This is a genomic window from Arthrobacter sp. zg-Y179, assembly GCF_020907345.1.
GTDB classification, from domain to species: Bacteria; Actinomycetota; Actinomycetes; order Actinomycetales; family Micrococcaceae; genus Arthrobacter_B; species Arthrobacter_B jinronghuae.
The window spans coordinates 51,899-69,097 of the sequence record NZ_JAJJOB010000010.1 but is presented as its reverse complement, the minus strand read 5'-3'; the positions used below and the strand labels follow the sequence as shown (position 1 = coordinate 69,097).

18 protein-coding genes are annotated in these 17,199 nt (G+C 64.9%); 7 read left to right on the top strand and 11 right to left on the bottom strand.

All coding sequences use genetic code 11. The features are described 5' to 3' along the window. Positions 1–59: 59 nt before the first annotated feature. The 4 genes from LOC56_RS11585 to LOC56_RS11570 form a co-directional block, all read right to left on the bottom strand. Positions 60–1,748 carry a sensor histidine kinase gene (locus LOC56_RS11585; protein WP_229952422.1) on the bottom strand — a complete coding sequence of 563 codons (1,689 nt, stop codon included), beginning with the start codon at positions 1,746–1,748 and terminating at the stop codon, positions 60–62. A 108-nt stretch (positions 1,749–1,856) separates the two neighbouring features. Further along, positions 1,857–2,351: an Hpt domain-containing protein gene (locus tag LOC56_RS11580; protein WP_229952421.1), complete on the bottom strand. Its 495-nt coding sequence runs from the start codon at positions 2,349–2,351 to the stop codon at positions 1,857–1,859. Between the two features lie 148 nt (positions 2,352–2,499). Beyond that, complete coding sequence (locus LOC56_RS11575; protein ID WP_229952420.1) at positions 2,500–2,934, bottom strand: VanZ family protein; 435 nt, start codon at positions 2,932–2,934, stop codon at positions 2,500–2,502. After that, on the bottom strand, positions 2,931–3,509 hold the full coding sequence (locus tag LOC56_RS11570) for an arsenate reductase/protein-tyrosine-phosphatase family protein (RefSeq protein ID WP_229952419.1): 579 nt from the start codon (positions 3,507–3,509) through the stop codon (positions 2,931–2,933). The genes LOC56_RS11575 and LOC56_RS11570 overlap by 4 nt, the downstream gene beginning before the upstream one ends. 219 nt (positions 3,510–3,728) lie before the next feature. Here LOC56_RS11570 and LOC56_RS11565 point away from each other — a divergent pair, with 219 nt between their 5' ends. From LOC56_RS11565 to LOC56_RS11545, 5 genes are all read left to right on the top strand, one after another. After that, positions 3,729–4,241: an alternate-type signal peptide domain-containing protein gene (locus tag LOC56_RS11565; protein WP_229952773.1), complete on the top strand. Its 513-nt coding sequence runs from the start codon at positions 3,729–3,731 to the stop codon at positions 4,239–4,241. Positions 4,242–4,327: 86 nt separating this feature from the next. After that, a complete protein-coding gene (locus LOC56_RS11560; protein WP_229952418.1) occupies positions 4,328–4,879 on the top strand; it encodes a hypothetical protein in 552 nt (183 codons plus the stop codon). Between the two features lie 17 nt (positions 4,880–4,896). After that, positions 4,897–5,640, top strand: a complete 744-nt coding sequence (locus LOC56_RS11555) for a signal peptidase I (protein WP_229952417.1) — start codon at positions 4,897–4,899, stop codon at positions 5,638–5,640. Then, positions 5,640–6,599, top strand: coding sequence for a hypothetical protein (locus LOC56_RS11550; RefSeq protein ID WP_229952416.1), 960 nt, complete (start codon positions 5,640–5,642; stop codon positions 6,597–6,599). Before LOC56_RS11555 ends, LOC56_RS11550 begins: the two co-directional genes overlap by 1 nt. Then, positions 6,596–7,192, top strand: coding sequence for a hypothetical protein (locus LOC56_RS11545; protein WP_229952415.1), 597 nt, complete (start codon positions 6,596–6,598; stop codon positions 7,190–7,192). The genes LOC56_RS11550 and LOC56_RS11545 overlap by 4 nt, the downstream gene beginning before the upstream one ends. Here LOC56_RS11545 and nhaA read toward each other — a convergent pair. The 4 genes from nhaA to LOC56_RS11525 all read right to left on the bottom strand — a co-directional run bounded on the left by nhaA (position 7,189) and on the right by LOC56_RS11525 (position 10,259). Beyond that, the gene (gene nhaA, locus LOC56_RS11540; RefSeq protein WP_229952414.1) at positions 7,189–8,553 is read right to left on the bottom strand and encodes a Na+/H+ antiporter NhaA; all 1,365 of its coding nucleotides are present in this window, start codon (positions 8,551–8,553) and stop codon (positions 7,189–7,191) included. The two genes, LOC56_RS11545 and nhaA, sit on opposite strands and share 4 nt — an antisense overlap. 183 nt (positions 8,554–8,736) lie before the next feature. Beyond that, positions 8,737–8,958, bottom strand: a complete 222-nt coding sequence (locus LOC56_RS11535) for an SCO4848 family membrane protein (RefSeq protein WP_229952413.1) — start codon at positions 8,956–8,958, stop codon at positions 8,737–8,739. Positions 8,959–8,961: 3 nt separating this feature from the next. After that, positions 8,962–9,465, bottom strand: coding sequence for a DUF2505 domain-containing protein (locus LOC56_RS11530; protein WP_229952412.1), 504 nt, complete (start codon positions 9,463–9,465; stop codon positions 8,962–8,964). Positions 9,466–9,593: 128 nt separating this feature from the next. Further along, complete coding sequence (locus tag LOC56_RS11525; RefSeq protein ID WP_229952411.1) at positions 9,594–10,259, bottom strand: hypothetical protein; 666 nt, start codon at positions 10,257–10,259, stop codon at positions 9,594–9,596. Between the two features lie 278 nt (positions 10,260–10,537). On the opposite strand from LOC56_RS11525, the gene mfd reads away from it, so the two are divergent. Beyond that, a complete protein-coding gene (gene mfd / locus LOC56_RS11520; RefSeq protein WP_229952410.1) occupies positions 10,538–14,137 on the top strand; it encodes a transcription-repair coupling factor in 3,600 nt (1,199 codons plus the stop codon). 8 nt (positions 14,138–14,145) lie between these two features. On the opposite strand, the gene LOC56_RS11515 is transcribed toward mfd, so the two are convergent. From LOC56_RS11515 to deoC, 3 genes are all read right to left on the bottom strand, one after another. Continuing rightward, on the bottom strand, positions 14,146–14,283 hold the full coding sequence (locus tag LOC56_RS11515) for a hypothetical protein (protein WP_227924334.1): 138 nt from the start codon (positions 14,281–14,283) through the stop codon (positions 14,146–14,148). Between the two features lie 133 nt (positions 14,284–14,416). Further along, positions 14,417–14,668 carry a hypothetical protein gene (locus tag LOC56_RS11510; protein WP_229952409.1) on the bottom strand — a complete coding sequence of 84 codons (252 nt, stop codon included), beginning with the start codon at positions 14,666–14,668 and terminating at the stop codon, positions 14,417–14,419. 39 nt (positions 14,669–14,707) lie between these two features. Further along, positions 14,708–15,382 (bottom strand): deoxyribose-phosphate aldolase, encoded by a 675-nt coding sequence (gene deoC, locus LOC56_RS11505; protein ID WP_227924335.1) that lies wholly within the window; start codon positions 15,380–15,382, stop codon positions 14,708–14,710. A gap of 525 nt (positions 15,383–15,907) precedes the next feature. Here deoC and LOC56_RS11500 point away from each other — a divergent pair. Next, complete coding sequence (locus LOC56_RS11500; RefSeq protein WP_229952408.1) at positions 15,908–16,936, top strand: hypothetical protein; 1,029 nt, start codon at positions 15,908–15,910, stop codon at positions 16,934–16,936. Positions 16,937–17,199 lie beyond the last annotated feature (263 nt).

Below are 17,199 nucleotides of genomic sequence, written 5' to 3'. Positions count from 1 at the left end.
TCCCGGCCAAGGGCCCCTGAGTCCCCGGCCCCTTGGCCGCGTGAGTGCCGGGTGCGCCGCTAAACGCCCGCGGGCACGCCGGCGGGGAGTTCGACGGTAAAGCTGGTGCCGCGGCCCAGTGTGCTCTCCACCCGGATGCTGCCCCCGTGCGCCTCGGCGATGTCCCTGCTGATGGCCATGCCGAGGCCGACGCCGGGGATGCCCGCCTGCCGAACCGTGCCGGTGCGGAAGAACTTTTCGAAGACATCATCCACGTCTTCCGCGGACATACCCATGCCGGTATCTGCCACACGAAACACCGCACGGTCTCCATCGCGCCACGCGCTGACCGTCACCGTGCCGCCGTCGGGGGAGTATTTGACGGCGTTGGAAAGCAGGTTGTCCAGGACCTGCGCGATACGGTGCGGGTCCGCGAACATCGGCAGCTCCGCCGGGGCATCGTTGACCAGGTCGACGCCGGCCTCCCGGGCCCTGGTCTCCGCTGTGCGGAGGCTGGTGCGGATGATCTCGGCCAGGCACATGGGCCGGGATTCCAGCTGGACGGTGCCCGAGGCTGCGGTGAGCAGGTCCGACACCAGGCGGAGCAGCCGCTCGCTGTTGCGCAGCGCGACCCGCAGTGAGCCCGGAATGGAGCCCTGCAACCCGGTCTCTTCTGCCTCGTCCAGGGCCAGGTCCAGATAACCCATGATCGACGTCAGCGGGGTGCGCAGTTCGTGCGAGACGCTTGCCACGAAGTCGTCCTTTGCAGCCAGTGCACTGACCATGGCCGTGACATCGGAGAAAACGATCACCGCACCGTTGAAGCTACCGCCCTCATTGCGCAGCACGGCCCCGGAGACGTTCATGGCGATCTGGCTGCCGGGCGGTCCCAGCCACAGTTGTACGTCGCTGAAGTCTGAGCCGCGCAGGGCGCGGGCCACGGGACGCTGTTCGAAGGGTACGGGGGTAGTGCGGTCACCTGTGTAGAGGAACAGATCGCGTTCATGCGGGTTGACCGCGTCCGGGGGCAGTGCCCGTTCCTGCAGCATGCGCTGGCGCCGGTTCATATGCCGCGGCACGCCGTCCTCGTCCACCAGGAGGACGCCGACGTTGATGGCGTTCAACACCCCGTCGAGCTGCTGGGATTGCCGCTTGCTCTCCGCCAGCGCGGCCTCGAGCAGCCGGTCCTTATTCTCCAGCGTCTCGCGCTGGGAACGGATGTCTTCGCGCAGCACGGACACGGTGATCGCGACGCCCAGGCTCACCAGTGGAACGAGCAGGGGAGCGGAGAGGTCCGCGCCGCTGACCGGACCGGACGTGCCGAGGATGAAAGGGTGCCATACGGACAGCAGGGGGCAGAAAAAGCTCAGGTACCGGGCGGCCGGCGGGGAGACGCGGGACCAGGACATCCAAAACACGGGGAACACGTGGAGCAGGCTCAGCCCGTTAAGGATGCCGGCGCTGCCGTGCTGGAGCTGGGCGATGGCCACAAAATCAAGCAGCGGGATGATCCAGTAGGACGGATACCAGAGCCGGTTCCAGGGAAGGGCGATGCACACGGCGGTGACAACGGCCAGCGTGACCAGGCCGGCCACGAATTCCCGGCGCTGGAAGACCTCCGGCAACTGCCAGGCGGCAACAGCGCAGATCAGCGCCACCACGACGACCAGCGGTGCCTGGCTCACGGCAGTCCGGTACCGCAGCGGCAGCTCATGGAATTGGGACGAAATGCCGAAAAACTTCAGCGTCGACTGCGACAACCGCGACACGCGTGACCCCCTCGTAAAACGCAACAGGGTCTAACGATACCGGCGGTATGCCCCAACCGTGACCGCGCTCACGATGGAGCACCGGCGGACGGTTGGGAAGGCCGGGACTTATGCGGCCGAAAAGAGGTCCAACTCGTTCAAATAGGCCATGGTTTCGGCACCGCAGGCGCGGACAGCGGTCACCATTTCCTCGAGGCCGCGCACATCGCGGCGTGCTACGAGGTCCTGTGCCGCGGCGCCCAGGGCGGATAGCCGTTCGGCCCCGGCCATGTGGCTGGAAATCTTGATACTGAGGACCACATCCATGGCGGCGTCGAAGTCCCGGCCCTGCACCGCATGGTGAAGGCGGGTGAACCGGCCTTCCCACATGGAAGTGAAGTTGGAGACGAACCGGCGACAGGATTCCACGCCAACCTGGTCGCTTAGTTCCCGCAGCCTGTCCATGGAGATCAGCCTCGCCTCGAGTTCTTCCTGAGGCGTCATCAGCTGGGGCTCCTGCGGTGACGGGCAGCGGCGTTCTGCGTCCGCGGCCTTGCCTGTGCAGCGGCGGGCGGGCTCGTTGGCCAGACCGGTGGGGGCTGCGGGGGAGTGGGAGACAAACAAAATATCCTTCGGAGTGGGGTCGCCGTCGGGCGTTCGGTGCCTGATGGAAGCCAGCCGATTACTCCCGGCTGATGTCCCACGGTCTCACCCGAACCTCAGGAAAAGTTGCCTGCAACGCTCAAGATCGAAGCAATATTGCAGCCCGGGGTTAGCGGTCCTTCCGGTTGCGGACGGCATAGACCACCAACGTGCCGAGTGCCGCGCCCAGGGAATTGGCGAGGACATCGTGGACAGTGGCGTAGCGGGCCGGCAGGAACAGATGCTGCCCGGCTTCGATGGCGCAGGAGGCAGCCATGCCGACGACGGCGGCTAACCAGGCAAAACGGTCGCTGAGGTAAGCGGCGGCCAGGACACCGAAGGGAACAAACAGGGCCACGTTCGCGACGGACTCCACGAGGGTGTAGTTGATCCATCCGGGCATACCGTGGCCGTTCAGGGCAGCCAGGATAGCGCGCAGGGTGCCGGCCGGTCCGGCATCCACCGGGGAGGGCCAGAACGCGATGAGAGCCAGGATACCTATATAGAGCAGGAACAGACCGGCCAGCCGGCGTCGTCGTTGTGTTCCCGGAACGGTCAGGTTCATCGGTAGCGGCGTTCCCAGGCGAGCAGCTCATCCACCGCGGGGGTGAGCTCGCGGACCATCCGTTGGTAGACGGCGTCGCTGCGGCGGTAGGGGTCCACTACGTCGTCTTCTTCCGGTCCCGCCGGGTGGGCGCTGCGGAGCCGCAGCGCCCGGGCCATTGCGGCCTGCCACCGTTCGGCGGCCGCGGCGCCGGGGTCCGCGTCGACCAGCGGGAGCAGGCGGGCCAGTTCGCGCAGCGTGAAGGTGCGCCGCAGCAACGCCGGGTCGAGGTCCACGATCCTGCTCCGGTGGTCCCGGGTCATGGCCAGCACGAGGTCCTGGCCCTGGAGAATCCCGGCAGTGAGCTGCCGGGAGACGAAGCCGGAGGAGTCACCGCCGAAAATGTTCACGAAACCGGCCACGTGCGGTTCGATGCCGGATCCGACCAGGGCGCCGGTGCCTGCACTGGTGACTTCGAATTCGCCGGGGGCAACGTTGTCCAGCCCGGCTTGAAGCAGGCGCTCGGCCATCGGGGAGCGGCAGATGTTGCCGGTGCAGACGGTCAGGATTCGGAACGGAGCGATGGTGGTTCTCATGTCCTCAGGCTTCGGATAGGGCTGGTTTGGGGCCCGGGTGCGGCCGGTTGCGCTGGTGTTGAGGGTACCTTGTGTGCCGCTTGAGGTTTGCCGGAATGTTTCACGAACCCTGTGTTTGGGCGGCGTTGTTTCTTGAGGGGAGGGCGGCAAAGTAATACCCAGCGGCGAGGAAAGCCTTCCGAGCCAAGACTTTCGAACAAGGGGAACATCGTGAACAAGATGGCTAAGGGTGCACTGGCAATCGGTATCGGCTCGGCAATGCTGCTCGGCGGCGGCGGAACGCTCGCCGTCTGGAACGATTCCGAGAAGGCAAACGCCGGCACCATCGTCGCCGGTGACCTTGACGTGACCGCCGCGCCGGGAACGTGGACCAACAAGGCCGGTGCCGAAATCGACATCACCAAGTACATGGTTGTACCGGGCGATGAGCTGACCTTCACCCAGGAAGTCAGCCTGCAGCTCGACGGTGACCAGATGAAGGCGAAGCTGGTTATCAACGAGGACGCCACCAACGGCTTCACGGGCAGCGCCAAGCCGGTACCCACCCTGACCCAGGGCGGCAAGACCCTGAACGCGGCAAACCTGACCGCCGCAAACGACGTCGACAGGGCCGGAGTGGTCACCGCCAAGGCCGTCTTCGTCTTCAACAAGGACACGGGCGCCCGCACGGACACCAACGCCAAGCTGGACCTCACTCGCGTGGGCTACGTCCTGACCCAGGTCGCCCAGTAGCATTCCCCTCAAGCCCCTTGTTCTAACCCCGGTTGTGCGCGGAACACATGTCCCGCGCACAACCGTTCCCCTGGAGGAAAAAATCCGTGAAGAGCTCCCGAGTACTGAAGGCAGCCGGCCTGATTCTGGCCGCTGTGGTACTCGGTCTGATGACGGTCCAGGGAAGCTACGCCCTGTGGAACGCCGCAGTAGCGCAGAACGCCGGCACCGTTCAGGCCGCTGATTTCAACATCTTGGTAAATGAAGCCAACATGGCCCACACGCCCGCCTTGTCGTTGGACGTTCGTGAACTGAACCGCGGAGTACCTGCGATCACCGCGGTGAAGCTGACCAACAACACCAACGTCACCGCGCAGTCCCCGCTGGTCCTGCAGCCCGCCGTTTCGGTACCGGTACCCGGCAGCCTGCTCAACGGAAACCTGACTGTGCACACCGCAGTTGTACAGGGATCGGCGACCTGCGACGCCAACCTGGCCTACCAGGCCGGAACCCCGGTCCTTCCGGTGCTGGCCACCGGAACCACCCAAACCATTTGCTTCAAGGTCGAAGTCAAGCAGAACACCCCGGCAAACCAGCTCGGAACGCCGATCAACATCCCGGTAAACCTCAGCGTGGCGCAGCTCGCGCCGGCAGCTTAGTGATGGATAGGAAAACCATGTCGAGTGGCCGTAGGACAGCAGAGAAGCCCGCCAGCCCGCTGCGCTTCATCGGAGCCGGTCTGAGCTACATCGCCCTGTGCGCCACGGCCCTCGTTGCCCTGGTCCTCGTAGTCATTCCCCTTCTGACCGGCTCGCAGACGTTCAGCGTCCTCACCAGCTCCATGGCCCCGCACTACGCCCCCGGCACCTTCCTGGTCGTCAAGCCCACCCCGTTCGAGGAACTGCGCGTAGGCGATGTGATCACCTACCAGATCGAGTCCGGCAGCTCTGCCGTCATCACCCACCGGATCACGTCCGTGGGCACCGCGCAGGACGGCGAACGCACCCTGATCACCAAGGGCGACAACAATGACGTTGCCGACGCTGAGCCCGTGCGCGAAGTCCAGGTCCGCGGCAAACTCTTCTACGCAGTACCCTTCGTTGGCTTTGCCGCCAATGCCCTGGGCAACTCGGACCGCGGAGCCGCACTCCAGTGGGGTGCCGTCGCCCTCCTGGGCTACGGGATCATCTCCATGGTCCGCGGCGCGCTGGCCAAGAAACGCGGTGACGGGGAAACCCCGCAGGCAGGCAACGACGATCCGGATAATGATTCCTCCGACGACGGCGCGGCCCCGTTCTTCGCCTTCAGCACCCAGGGCCCGCTGGAGCATGACGATGCCGTCCTGGAAGAGTGCGAGCACTGCAACCACGACAGTGCACAGCCGCACGTCCGCAGCCGGCGGAAGCCCGTAACCGTCTAATGCGGATTTCCAAACCGGTGAGGCACTGGCTGACAGTCGGTGCCGTGGGAGGGGCCGCGGCGACCATCACCCTCGCCGGCATCCCTGCCGCTTCCGCATCCGGCAGCTACCTCAGCTTCAGCCCCGACGGCGTCGGCTTTAGTCCAACACTGGCCCAGCCTGTCTTTAGGCAGGCGGTTACGCTGGTCCCGGGAACATCCACGGACGGCAGCGTGTGGGTCCGGAACGACGGCGCCGAGGCAGCCTATCTTTCCGCCGGCGCCGTCAGCGCCGCGATGGACCCGGAGCTGTCGGGCCTGGTCAGCGTGAGCGGATCCGCCGGTGCCGCAGGCGGCGTGCCGGCGTACCTCGGTGCTGCCGGTGCCTGCAGCGACCTTTACCGGGGATGGGAACTGGGCCCCGGTGACGCCGTCCTCGTCCAGCTCACGGCAGGTCTTGCCACGGAAGCTCCCAACGCTGCGATGAACCGCAGTGCCCGGTTCGACGTCGTTTTTTACCTGCAGTCCACGGACGGTGCAGGCACCGGCCCCAGCGCCTGCGAGGCACTGGGCAATAATGGCCACACACCGCCGTCGGATCCGGGAACACCGGATCCGGGGACACCTGATGCCGAAGGGCGCGGAACCGGCAACGCCTCCGGGGACACCCGGAACGCCGGGGCCACAGGCCGGCAGGCTAGCCAGGCGCGGCCGGGTCTTGGTACGGATCAAGGCACTGCGCCAACCGACGGCTCAGCGGCGCTGGCCGCTTTCCCGGCTGCCCCCGCTCAGGCACAGGACCCGGGCTTCAACACCCAGGTCCCGCCGGTGGAAGCCGGACGCCTGGAAGCGTCTTCGCCGGCGTCGTTCGAAAGCACCGTCGAACCCATCATCCGCTCGCTCTCCGGTACGCTCCTGATAGTACTGTCGGTCGCGTTCTTCGCCGCCGCCGGAATCCGACTACGAAGCAGGAGCCGATGAGCAGGAAAACGCAGCAGGGGGCTGCGGTGGGCGCCGACACCGTAACGGAGACCCGTCCGGGCCCGTTGAAGCGGCTTCGTGCCCAGCCGGGTTTCCGGACGGCTGCAGTGGTCTTTGTGCTGACGGTGGTTCTGGGCCTGGGCGGCCCCGCCGCGTATGCGTACTGGAGCCAGTCGACTGCTGTGACAATCTCGGGTCTCCCGACCGCCAAGGTGGAAACTCCCTCCGCGCCCGGATGCAACGCGCGGACGCTTCCCAACCAGATCAGCTGGACCGGCGTATCGGACGTGGACTCGGATGTGGTCTATGTACTGTCCTTCACCGTGAACGGGCGCACCAAGACCTATGCGGTTCCGCGCACCACTACTATGGTCAAGCCCTTATACCTGAGCGGTCTGAACGAGGCACTGGGCAGGACCCCCTATGAGAACGTGCCCATGGCGGTCACTCTGCGGACCGCCACGGTCAAAAAGGTCCCGTCAGTAGTCACCGCCATCAGCGAGAGCGACGTCCTGGCTGCTTCCCAACCGGCCACACTGCAGATGTTCTATTACGCGCCGCCGGGCCTGCTGGGCTACCCCTGCTCGCGCTAGTTCTCCCGGTCCTCGTACACGTCCGGAATGCCGTCCTGGTCATCGTCTCGGCGGTCTTCCGCCTCGATCAGCCGGTAGCGCCGGTTCCTGACGGTCAACAGGGCTGAAGCCAGCAAGGCCGACAACACTGACGCCACGAGGATGCCGACCTTCGCGTCGTCGTTGTGCAGCGAACCGACCTCGAAGCTCAGGTCATTGACCAGCAGGGATACGGTGAAGCCGATCCCGCCCAAGATGCCGATGCCCGCCAGATCAATCCAGCGCACATCCGCATCAAGCTTTGCGCGTGTGCCCGTGGTCACTGCCCAGGTGGTGAGCAGGATGCCGATAGGCTTACCGGCAACGAGGCCCAGGATAATTCCGATCGCCACCGGGTCCGTAACCGCATTACCCATACCGCTCCAGCCGCCCAAGGCCACGCCGGCGGAAAAGAAGGCGAAGATCGGAACGGCCAAACCCGTGGAGACAGGCCGGAAACGGTGCTCAAAGATTTCCGAGAGGCCGGGGGCTTCCGGGTTGGCTGGCAGTTTCTGCCGGTCCGGACCGCGGCGCAGCACCGGAACGGCAAAGCCCAGCAGCACCCCCGCCACGGTGGCGTGGACGCCGGAGGCATGCATCAGCGCCCAAACGGCGATACCAAGGGGCAGCAGGATCACCCAGGCGGCCCAGCGGCGGGTGCCGAAGAAACGCGGGACACGCTGGACCAGCAGCGTGAACGCGGCCAGCGGCAGCAGCATCCACAGCAGGTAGCCCGGGTGCACGTCTTCGGAGTAGAAGAAGGCAATGATGGCGATGGCGATGAGGTCATCCACCACGGCGAGGGTCAGCAGGAAAATCCGCAGTGCGCTGGGCAGGTGGGAACTGATGACCGCCAGGACTGCCAGGGCGAAGGCAATATCGGTGGCGGTGGGGATGGCCCAGCCGCGCAGGCCGTCCGAACCGGCAATAAGGTTGACGGCTACGTAGACCAGGGCGGGGACAATGACACCGCCCACCGCCGCCGCGATCGGGACGATCGCCTGCCTCAGGTCCCTCAGGTCACCGGCGATGAATTCCTTCTTCAGCTCCAGGCCGACAAGGAAGAAGAAGATGGCCAGCAGGCCATCGGCCGCCCAGGCGCCGATGCTCAGCTTGAGGTGCCACGGCGCGTAACCGAATTCAAAGTCGCGCACGGCAAAGTAAGTGTCTGCAGCCGGAGAGTTGGCCCAAATAAGTGCAGCCACGGTAGCGATCAGCAGTAAAACGCCGCCGACGGTTTCCTTGCGGAGAATCTCGCTGATGCGAAGCGTTTCGCTGTAGCTGCCCCTGCCCAGGACAGTGCGTGCGCCGCTGGGCTTGGGGGAGGAGGGATCAGAGGCCATGAAGGGTTCCTATCAAATTCGGGTACGGCAAAACTATTGCCGACCAGACTTCCCGGCGCACCGTGTACCAGTCTAACTACATCAGGTGGGCAGCGTGTGATGCAGGCCGCCCCGGGAGCAGACCGTCGCGGCAGCAAAACGCCCCGGCAGGAAAGCTGCCGGGGCGTGCGTCACCGGGAAAATTCAGCCGAGCAGGCCGCGGACACCGATGACGAGGGTTGCCAGGCCGAAGACCATGGCCGAGCTGATCTTCATCAGGTTCGTGGTCATGTACCGGGTCGGCGCACCGTTGGCGTCCCGCGCCTGCGGGGACTTCAGGACGTCCCGCAGGTAGGGCGGCCAGACGATGAGGGACCAGAGACCGGCGATCACCAGGACCAGTGCGAGGGGAGTGGAGAGGACCATGGGTTAGCTCTTCCGGCTTTCAATCCACTTGCCGGCCTGGCCTGCCTGGATCGTGAGGGCCTTGCCGATCATCGGTTCAGCGGCTTTGGCGATCTTGTCGCCCAGGAACGGAATGCTGGACGCCACCTTGCCGTCAACATCGACGCGGGTGCCCTCGGGGGTGCTGACCAGTCGCTGCACGGCGTTGACCTTCAGCGGCACCCCGCCCACGGACAGTTCCACGGCAGCTTCCCGGGATCCGTCGGCAGCCGGTGCGGCCCACTGCTCTTTCTGGGTCACGGTCAGGGTGGCACCTACAAACTTCTTCGCCATGTCCGGCAACCGGTCTGTGGGCATCGTCCGCACAGCGGTGAGGACAAATGCCCCGGCGGTGTCACCGTCCACGGAAGCGGAAACCAGGGAGCCGCCCACGTGCTCGCTCATGCTGCGCAGGAACCCCTCGTCAGCGAACGTGTCCGTCACGGTCCGTACGTCGTAGGGCAGGATAGTTGATGCGTTCAGGGCCATAGGTCCTCCGTAAGGTGAGCGGTAATGCCGGATTCCGCGGGCTCGTACAGCCCGCCGGCCGGCCAACCCTCATCCTAAACCGCACGTCCAGCTGCCCCGAAACCGGGGCCGGGGAGTCCCGGACCGGGTCAGGGCACCAGATTGATGCAACCCACCGGGCTTCCCGCGGCCCCGCCCTGCCCCGCATCGAGGATGAGGAGGGACTCGGCGTCGTCGTCGGGCAGCGTCCATGTAACCGTGGTGCTCGCGGTGGCATTGCCCGCCGCATCGGTGGTGAAGTCCAGGGGGAGGCCGCCCTGGCCGCTCTGGTACTCCGCGCCGGAGTCCGCTGGATCTGCTCCGCAACCGTCCTCATGCAGCCGGGCGCTGTACGTCGTGTTGGCGGCGAAGCTCTGCGCCTGGAGCTGCACAGTGGTGTCCTCCGGGCTCTCCTCCACGGTGACAATGGCGACGGATTCATCCGGGATCAGGGCAGTGCTGTAGGTGGTCGCGACGGCGTCGTCGCAGTACGGGCCGAAAGTCCCCTCGATGATCCCGCCCGGTGTCGGGGACGCAGTGAATTTTCCGCAGCGGTCGGGGTTGGCAGTGGTGCCGGGAACGCCGGCGGCCTGGCAGTTTTCTCCGCTGGCGTTCGGGGAATCGGTGCCGCAGGGCGAAGGGCCGGAAGACGAAGAAGACGAAGCCGAACCTTCGGGATCGTTGTAGCCGTCGCCGTCGGGGTTGCCCGCGCAGCCGGTGAAGGCCAGCGCGAAGACCGTACATCCCGTGCCCAGGAGAGTCGCTTTGCGTGCCATGGGGCAGTCCTTACGTTGTCGAAAGGCGAGTCCGGCGAATGGGAGACAGCCGTCTTCGGGTGGCCCGTGCTTTTCCAGCGTGGCAGGCGCCCCGGGGAAAATCCAGATCCAACGGCGCTGCAGGCGGGTGTAACGGCTTCCCGTTTTCGTATGTATTCCGCTCTCAGCGCGAGCGCCGGACCGCTGTCCCGGCAGCAGGTAATGTGGAAGAAAACCCCGGGGTTCCGTTTTGTGGACTTCGGGTATTTGCGTTGCCGTCGTGAAGGAGAAAACACCCCATGAGCCTGAACGGACTGCGTGCCGCCCTCGCTGAGGACCCCTCGTACGCAAGGGTGCGGACCCTTTCCTCCCGGCCACCCGCAGGCCGCAGCGAAGACCTGCAGATCGGGGCTCCGCAGGGCATGCGCGCCGCCCTGCTGGCTGAAGTCGTGGACGGGCTGGCGGCGGCGGGAACCAGCGACGGCATTCCGCCGGTGGTGCTGGCCGTGACGGCGACGGGCCGCGAGGCGGAGGACCTGGCCGCAGCCCTGCGCAGCTATCTTCCCCTGGCAGGCATCGAAGAGTTCCCCAGCTGGGAGACCCTGCCGCACGAGCGGCTGTCCCCGCGCTCGGATACCGTCGGACGGCGCCTGTCGGTGCTGCGCAGACTGGCGCATCCCGAAACCGCTCCGGTGCAGATTGTGGTTGCCCCGGTGCGCGCCGTGGTCCAGCCGCTGGTTGCCGGACTGGGCGAACTCAAGCCGGTGGCGCTGAAGGTCGGCCAGGAGCAGCCCTTCGACTCTGTGGTGCAGGCGCTGGCAGAGGCCGCCTATGCGCGGGTGGATATGGTCTCCCACCGCGGCGAATTCGCCGTTCGAGGCGGCATTCTTGACGTTTTCCCGCCCACCGAGGACCACCCCATCCGCATCGACTTCTTCGGCGACGAAGTGGATTCCATGCGCTGGTTCGCGGTCGCAGACCAGCGGACCCTTACCGGGGAGCACATCACCCACCCCTCCGAGCTCTACGCCCCGCCCTGCCGGGAAATCCTGATCACGCCGTCGGTCATGAGCCGCGCCGCCAAGCTCAAGGACCAGATGCCGGCCGCCTCGGACATGCTGGAAAAGATTGCCGGCGGCATTGCCGTGGAAGGCATGGAATCCCTCGCTCCGGTGCTGGTGGACTCCATGGTCCCGCTGATGGGCGAGCTGCCCCGGGGATCCATTGCCGTGGTCGTCGAGCCGGAAAAGGTCCGGGCCCGCGCCCACGACCTGGCCGCCACGAACGAGGAGTTCCTGGCCGCAGCCTGGGCCACAGCGTCCGACGGCGGTGCGGCGCCCCTGGACCTTTCCGCGGGGCTGGCCTCGGACCTGGACGCTGCAAGCTTCCGTTCCCTGGCTGATACGCGCACTGCCGCGCACGCCAATGACGTGGCCTGGTGGTCCATCACGTCCTTCAACCCCGACGACGAAACCGTCCTGGACATCGACACCCTGACCATCAATGCCCGTGAACCGCGCGGCTACCGGGGCGACGTGGCGGAAATGATGGAGTTTATCGGCAGCCGTGTCCGGGACGCCTGGCGCGTGGTGGTGGTGACGGAGGGGCCTGGTCCGGCCTCCCGCCTGGCCGAACTGTTCCGGGAGAACGACATTCCCGCAGCGCTGGTGGAATCCCTGGACGAGGAACCGCGTCCCGGCGTCATCGCCATCACCACGGCCAGCGCCGGCCGGGGGTATGTCTTTGACACCCTCAAGACCGGCCTGCTGACCGAAGCGGACCTGCTCGGCCGCGCCAGCACCTACTCCACCCGCGACATGCGCAAGATGCCCTCCAAACGGCGCAACGCCGTCGACCCGCTGCAGCTGCAGGAGGGCGACTTCGTGGTGCACGAGCAGCACGGCGTGGGCAAGTTCATCGAACTCATCCAGCGCGCCACCGGTGCCGGCACCAACAAGACAGTGCGCGAGTACATGGTGCTTGAATACGCGTCCTCCAAGCGCGGGGCGCCGGGGGACCGGCTGTTCGTCCCCACCGACCAGCTGGACCAGATCACCCGGTACGTGGGCGGTGAAACCCCTGTCCTGTCCAAGATGGGCGGTTCCGACTGGGCCAAGACCAAGAGCCGGGCGCGCAAGGCGGTCAAGGAGATCGCGGGGGAGCTGATCCGGCTCTACTCCGCCCGGATGGCGTCCAAGGGCCATGCCTTCGGCCCGGACACCCCGTGGCAGCGTGAACTTGAGGAAGCCTTCCCCTATGTCGAGACCCCGGATCAGCTGACCACTATCAACGAGGTTAAGGCGGACATGGAGCGGGAAGTGCCCATGGACCGGCTGGTCTCCGGCGATGTGGGCTACGGCAAAACCGAGATCGCGGTGCGTGCAGCGTTCAAGGCCGTGCAGGACGGCAAGCAGGTAGCAGTGCTGGTGCCCACCACGCTGCTGGCCCAGCAGCATATGGAAACCTTCGCCGAACGCTTCTCCGGCTTCCCCGTCCGGGTGGATTCGCTCTCACGCTTCCAGACCGCCAAGCAGGCCAAGGCAACTATCGAGGACGTCAAGGCCGGCTCGGTCGATGTCGTCATCGGTACCCACCGCCTGCTGTCCCAGGAGGTCCAGTTCAAGGACCTGGGCCTGGTGATCGTGGACGAGGAGCAGCGCTTCGGCGTCGAACACAAGGAAGCGCTGAAGAAGATGCGCACCAACGTGGACGTGCTGGCCATGAGCGCCACCCCGATTCCCCGTACCCTCGAAATGTCCCTGACCGGTATCCGCGAGACGTCCACGCTGGCCACCCCGCCGGAGGAACGGCACCCGGTGCTCACCTATGTGGGCCCCTACACGGACAAGCAGGCCTCAGCGGCCATCCGCCGCGAGCTTATGCGCGAGGGCCAGGTCTTCTTTGTCCACAACCGGGTGTCCTCGATTGACCGGACAGCCGCGCATCTGCGGGAACTGGTGCCGGAGGCGCGGATCGCCGTCGCCCACGGCCAGATGAGCGAGTCCAAGCTTGAGCAGATCATTGTGGATTTCTGGGAGAAGCGCTTCGACGTGCTGGTGTGCACCACCATCATCGAAACGGGCCTGGACATCTCCAATGCCAACACCCTGATCGTGGACCGTGCGGACCATTTCGGGCTTTCACAGCTGCACCAGCTGCGCGGACGCGTGGGCCGCGGCCGGGAGCGTGCCTACGCCTACTTCCTGTACCCGTCGGAGAAGCCGCTGGGCGAGGTGGCGCTTGAACGGCTGAAGGCCGTGGCCACGCACAACGAGCTGGGGGCCGGCATGCAGTTGGCCATGAAGGACCTGGAGATCCGCGGTGCCGGCAACCTGCTGGGCGGGGAACAGTCCGGCCATATTGCCGGCGTCGGCTTTGATCTGTACATCCGGCTGGTGGGCGAAGCCGTGGCCGACTACCGGGGCGAGGCCGAGGAGAAGGCGGCCGAAATGAAGATCGAGCTGCCGGTCAACGCCCATCTCCCGCACGACTACGTTCCTGGGGAGAGGCTGCGGCTGGAGGCCTACCGCAAGCTGGCGTCAGCGCTCACCAACGAGGCGATCGACGAAGTGCTGGCCGAACTGGTGGACCGTTACGGCGAGCCCCCGCAGGAAGTGAAGAACCTGATCGATGTTGCCCGCTTCCGGGTGGATGCACGTGCCGCCGGCCTGACCGACGTCGCGCTGCAGGGCAACTTTATTAAGTTCGCACCGGCGGACCTGCCCGAATCGAGGACCATGCGGCTGCAGCGCATGTATCCCGGGGCGCTCGTGAAGCCGGCGCTGAACGCCGTGCTGGTACCGAAGCCGAAGACCGCCCGGATCGGCGGCAGGGATCTGGTGGACGCCGAAATTCTGGCCTGGGCCAAGCAGGTGCTGGACGCCGTGTTCAAGGAGTAAGGCGGGGGCTAGCCCGTCACCGCAATAACGAAGACAGCGGCGGCGGCCACTACGCAGGAGGCCAGTACCGAGTAACCGACGAGGACGATGCGCTGCTGCAGGGCCCGGTTCCGGCGCCACTGCCTGCGGGTCATGGTAGTAGTCATGAACCGAATCTAGGGACGGTGCGGCACAGCGGCGAAGAGTAGGACACACCTGCTTAGCCCCGGCCACTACTCAGTTAAACAGTGATGCACCCCAGCCCGCGGGCTGGGGTGCATCACTGTTTACGCAGGAAGGCTACTCGTTGTGTGAGTAGCCCTTGGCCAACTCCGTGGTGGTGTCGGAACGGCCGATGCTGAACGCAACGAGGTACATGCCGGTGGCGGCGACCAGCAGAACGGCCATCGGCCATACGTTGTCCAGGGTCAGCCAGTTCACCGCGTAGATGGCGCCCAGGAAGATGGCGAACATCACGGCAAAGATGAGGATGTTGCTGACCAGATGGCCCTCGCCTGAGTGTGAAGGCTGCTTTGACCGTGTTCCAACCATGAAGTTCTCCGTTTCAAAAAGTGTCAGTAGCTATGCCGGTCAGTAGTCCGACGTGGCTTTGCTTCCATTAACAATAGCGATTCCGGAGCTCGCTCCGATACGCGTGGCGCCGGCGTCGATCATTGCCTGTGCATCTTCGAGCGAACGGACACCGCCTGAAGCCTTGACTCCGAGGTCCGGGCCGACGGTGCGGCGCATCAGGGCCACGTCTTCGGCGGTGGCTCCGCCGCCGTTGAAACCGGTGGAGGTCTTCACGAAGTCGGCTCCGGCTTCAACGGAAGCTTCGCAGGCCAGGACCTTCTGCTCATCATTGAGCAGCGAGGTTTCGATGATGACCTTGAGGATGCCGCCGGCGGCGTGCACGGCGTCGGCTACAGCTGCGATGTCGCGGACCAGGGCTGCACGGTCTCCGCGCCGGGCTGCGGCGATGTCGATGACCATGTCGATTTCGTCGGCGCCGTCCTGAAGCGCACCCTGGGCTTCGAAGACCTTCACCTCGGTGGTGGTGGCACCCAGCGGGAAGCCGATGACCGAGCAGGTGAGCACTCCGCTGCCCTTCAGGGCGTTGCGGACGGTGCCGACCCAGATCGGGTTTACGCAGACGGACTTGAACTGGTACTCAGCGGCTTCGGAGCAGACCCGGAGGATGTCATCGCGGCTGGCCTCGGGTTTGAGGAGCGTGTGATCAATATACGAGGCAATGGGTGTAGACATGGGATCTATCTTGCCATAGGGCAGTGGTGCCGCGTGGTCGAGATCACGGCCGCGGCGGGCTGTAATCGACGGGCAACGTAACTAGGTTGCACGCCGGAAACGGCAAAGGCCCGGATGCCCCGCGTCTTAGCGGTTCATCCGGGCCCTGACGGGAGTTATTTCGTGTGCGGCCACATGCCGAACGGCTGGACTAGCTTGCCGGGCGACTGGGAAGCCGGAGCGGCAGAGGCCGCTGCCGGTGCTGCGACACCCGCGCCCGCAATTACGGCTGTTAGCAACAGTGCTGCACCGAGTTTCTTCATTTTTACTCCTCAATTGAACGGGCTCATCAAGACACATGAAGTATAACTACACATTTCGACGAAAGTGTGGCGCCCCGGATAATTTCTGCAGAAAAGCTGAGGGCAAGCTGATCGGCTGGGAAGAATCGGAGGGTGGTGTGCGTAATCTTTGAGGAATCGCCGGTATGCCATAAGAATAGAGTCCAGTCCCGCGGGATTTTTACTACCAGAAGGTGCCCTTGCCATGGACAGCAATACCGTCTTCGTTCTCAACGAATACCGTGCCGCACAAGCAAAAGACCGACGGGAGTATGCTTCCGCGATTGAGTATTCCCGCCTGGCGACGCAGGCTGCGGTCGCAGCTGGAGACAATCGGGGTTTCTGCCGCATGACGTTCAACATTGCGGAGCTTCAACTTGAATTGGGGCAGGTCGAAGCGTGCTTCGCCACCGGCGAAGCCCTGCTCGCGACCGAGGCGATCAACGACTTTCCCGATTATCAATCCCGGGCAAGAGTACTGATAACCCATGCACTGCAGGACAAGGGCGAGATGAGCGGGGCGCTTGCCGCTGCCCGTGAAGCGGCGAAGGTCCCGCAGGAGGAGCTTCCAGCAGGGAGCCGGCTCAACGTTCAACATGTGCTTGTTGCAGCGCTTGCCGAAGAGGGGGATACCGAGGGAGCGTGGGAGGAGGCTATGAATCTCGCCAACATGGTGTCCTCCGAGGCGAGCCCGCAGGTGAAAGGCATCGCGTGCTGGGCGATTGGCAACGCAGCCTTTGTGTCGGCCCGGATCGAAGAAGGATTGAAGTACCACCGGCGGGCGGCGGAGGACTTAGCCTCCGTGAATGATGTCCGGAACTGGGCGCAGTTCAACAAGGCATCCGCCCATTTTCGTCTGGCAGCCGGACTTGTGGAAGAAGAGACAGGTGAATGCATCAGGCGAGCCGAGGTGGCCTTTGAAGTCGCTGGTGTGGCCGAGATAGACCGAATTGAAATGCTTATAACGCGGGCTTGGTGGGAATTGGAGTCGGGAAGCGCGAGTACGGCAGAAAGGCTGCTGCGTTCGGTCGAAAGACAAGCCTCAGATAGCCATCCCTTCCTGCAGGGACGCTCATTGCTGCTTCTGGCGCGCTGCCTCTACTCCTTGGATCGTAAAACCGAAGCCAGGAACTGCGCGATGCAATGTGAAAGCATCTTTACCAAGCTCGGGGCTGACGTGTATGCGTCCGAATCACGGGAGCTCATTGACACAGGTGAAGTGCCGGTCGCATAATCGCAAGTCACCGAATTCAGGTTTCAGCATCTCGATGAATGAGTAATAAAGGCGCATACTACGAGCTGGGCTACCGATTCCATGCGGTGGCTCCAGAAGCACCGGTACGGTAAGGCATATTCCGCTGCATTGAGGTCCTGCGCGGCGACTTGGGGGAAGCTATGACAAGACAGGAAACGGTGCAGCACAACAGCTCCGGCCCGCACGGCGACAGCTCGCTCCGGAGCATGTCTAAAAGTGCAGGACCCGATTCTGGAATCGGG

Excerpts from the sequence above, each read along its gene's own strand:
- mfd (WP_229952410.1), top strand. The coding sequence starts at position 10,538 with ATGAGCCTGAACGGACTGCGTGCCGCCCTCGCTGAGGACCCCTCGTAC.
- LOC56_RS11565 (WP_229952773.1), top strand. The coding sequence starts at position 3,729 with ATGGCTAAGGGTGCACTGGCAATCGGTATCGGCTCGGCAATGCTGCTC.
- LOC56_RS11545 (WP_229952415.1), top strand. The coding sequence starts at position 6,596 with ATGAGCAGGAAAACGCAGCAGGGGGCTGCGGTGGGCGCCGACACCGTA.
- LOC56_RS11515 (WP_227924334.1), bottom strand. The coding sequence starts at position 14,283 with ATGACTACTACCATGACCCGCAGGCAGTGGCGCCGGAACCGGGCCCTG.
- deoC (WP_227924335.1), bottom strand. The coding sequence starts at position 15,382 with ATGTCTACACCCATTGCCTCGTATATTGATCACACGCTCCTCAAACCC.
- LOC56_RS11570 (WP_229952419.1), bottom strand. The coding sequence starts at position 3,509 with ATGAGAACCACCATCGCTCCGTTCCGAATCCTGACCGTCTGCACCGGC.
- LOC56_RS11500 (WP_229952408.1), top strand. The coding sequence starts at position 15,908 with ATGGACAGCAATACCGTCTTCGTTCTCAACGAATACCGTGCCGCACAA.
- LOC56_RS11510 (WP_229952409.1), bottom strand. The coding sequence starts at position 14,668 with ATGGTTGGAACACGGTCAAAGCAGCCTTCACACTCAGGCGAGGGCCAT.
- LOC56_RS11535 (WP_229952413.1), bottom strand. The coding sequence starts at position 8,958 with ATGGTCCTCTCCACTCCCCTCGCACTGGTCCTGGTGATCGCCGGTCTC.
- LOC56_RS11555 (WP_229952417.1), top strand. The coding sequence starts at position 4,897 with ATGTCGAGTGGCCGTAGGACAGCAGAGAAGCCCGCCAGCCCGCTGCGC.
- LOC56_RS11575 (WP_229952420.1), bottom strand. The coding sequence starts at position 2,934 with ATGAACCTGACCGTTCCGGGAACACAACGACGACGCCGGCTGGCCGGT.
- LOC56_RS11525 (WP_229952411.1), bottom strand. The coding sequence starts at position 10,259 with ATGGCACGCAAAGCGACTCTCCTGGGCACGGGATGTACGGTCTTCGCG.
- LOC56_RS11550 (WP_229952416.1), top strand. The coding sequence starts at position 5,640 with ATGCGGATTTCCAAACCGGTGAGGCACTGGCTGACAGTCGGTGCCGTG.
- LOC56_RS11530 (WP_229952412.1), bottom strand. The coding sequence starts at position 9,465 with ATGGCCCTGAACGCATCAACTATCCTGCCCTACGACGTACGGACCGTG.
- nhaA (WP_229952414.1), bottom strand. The coding sequence starts at position 8,553 with ATGGCCTCTGATCCCTCCTCCCCCAAGCCCAGCGGCGCACGCACTGTC.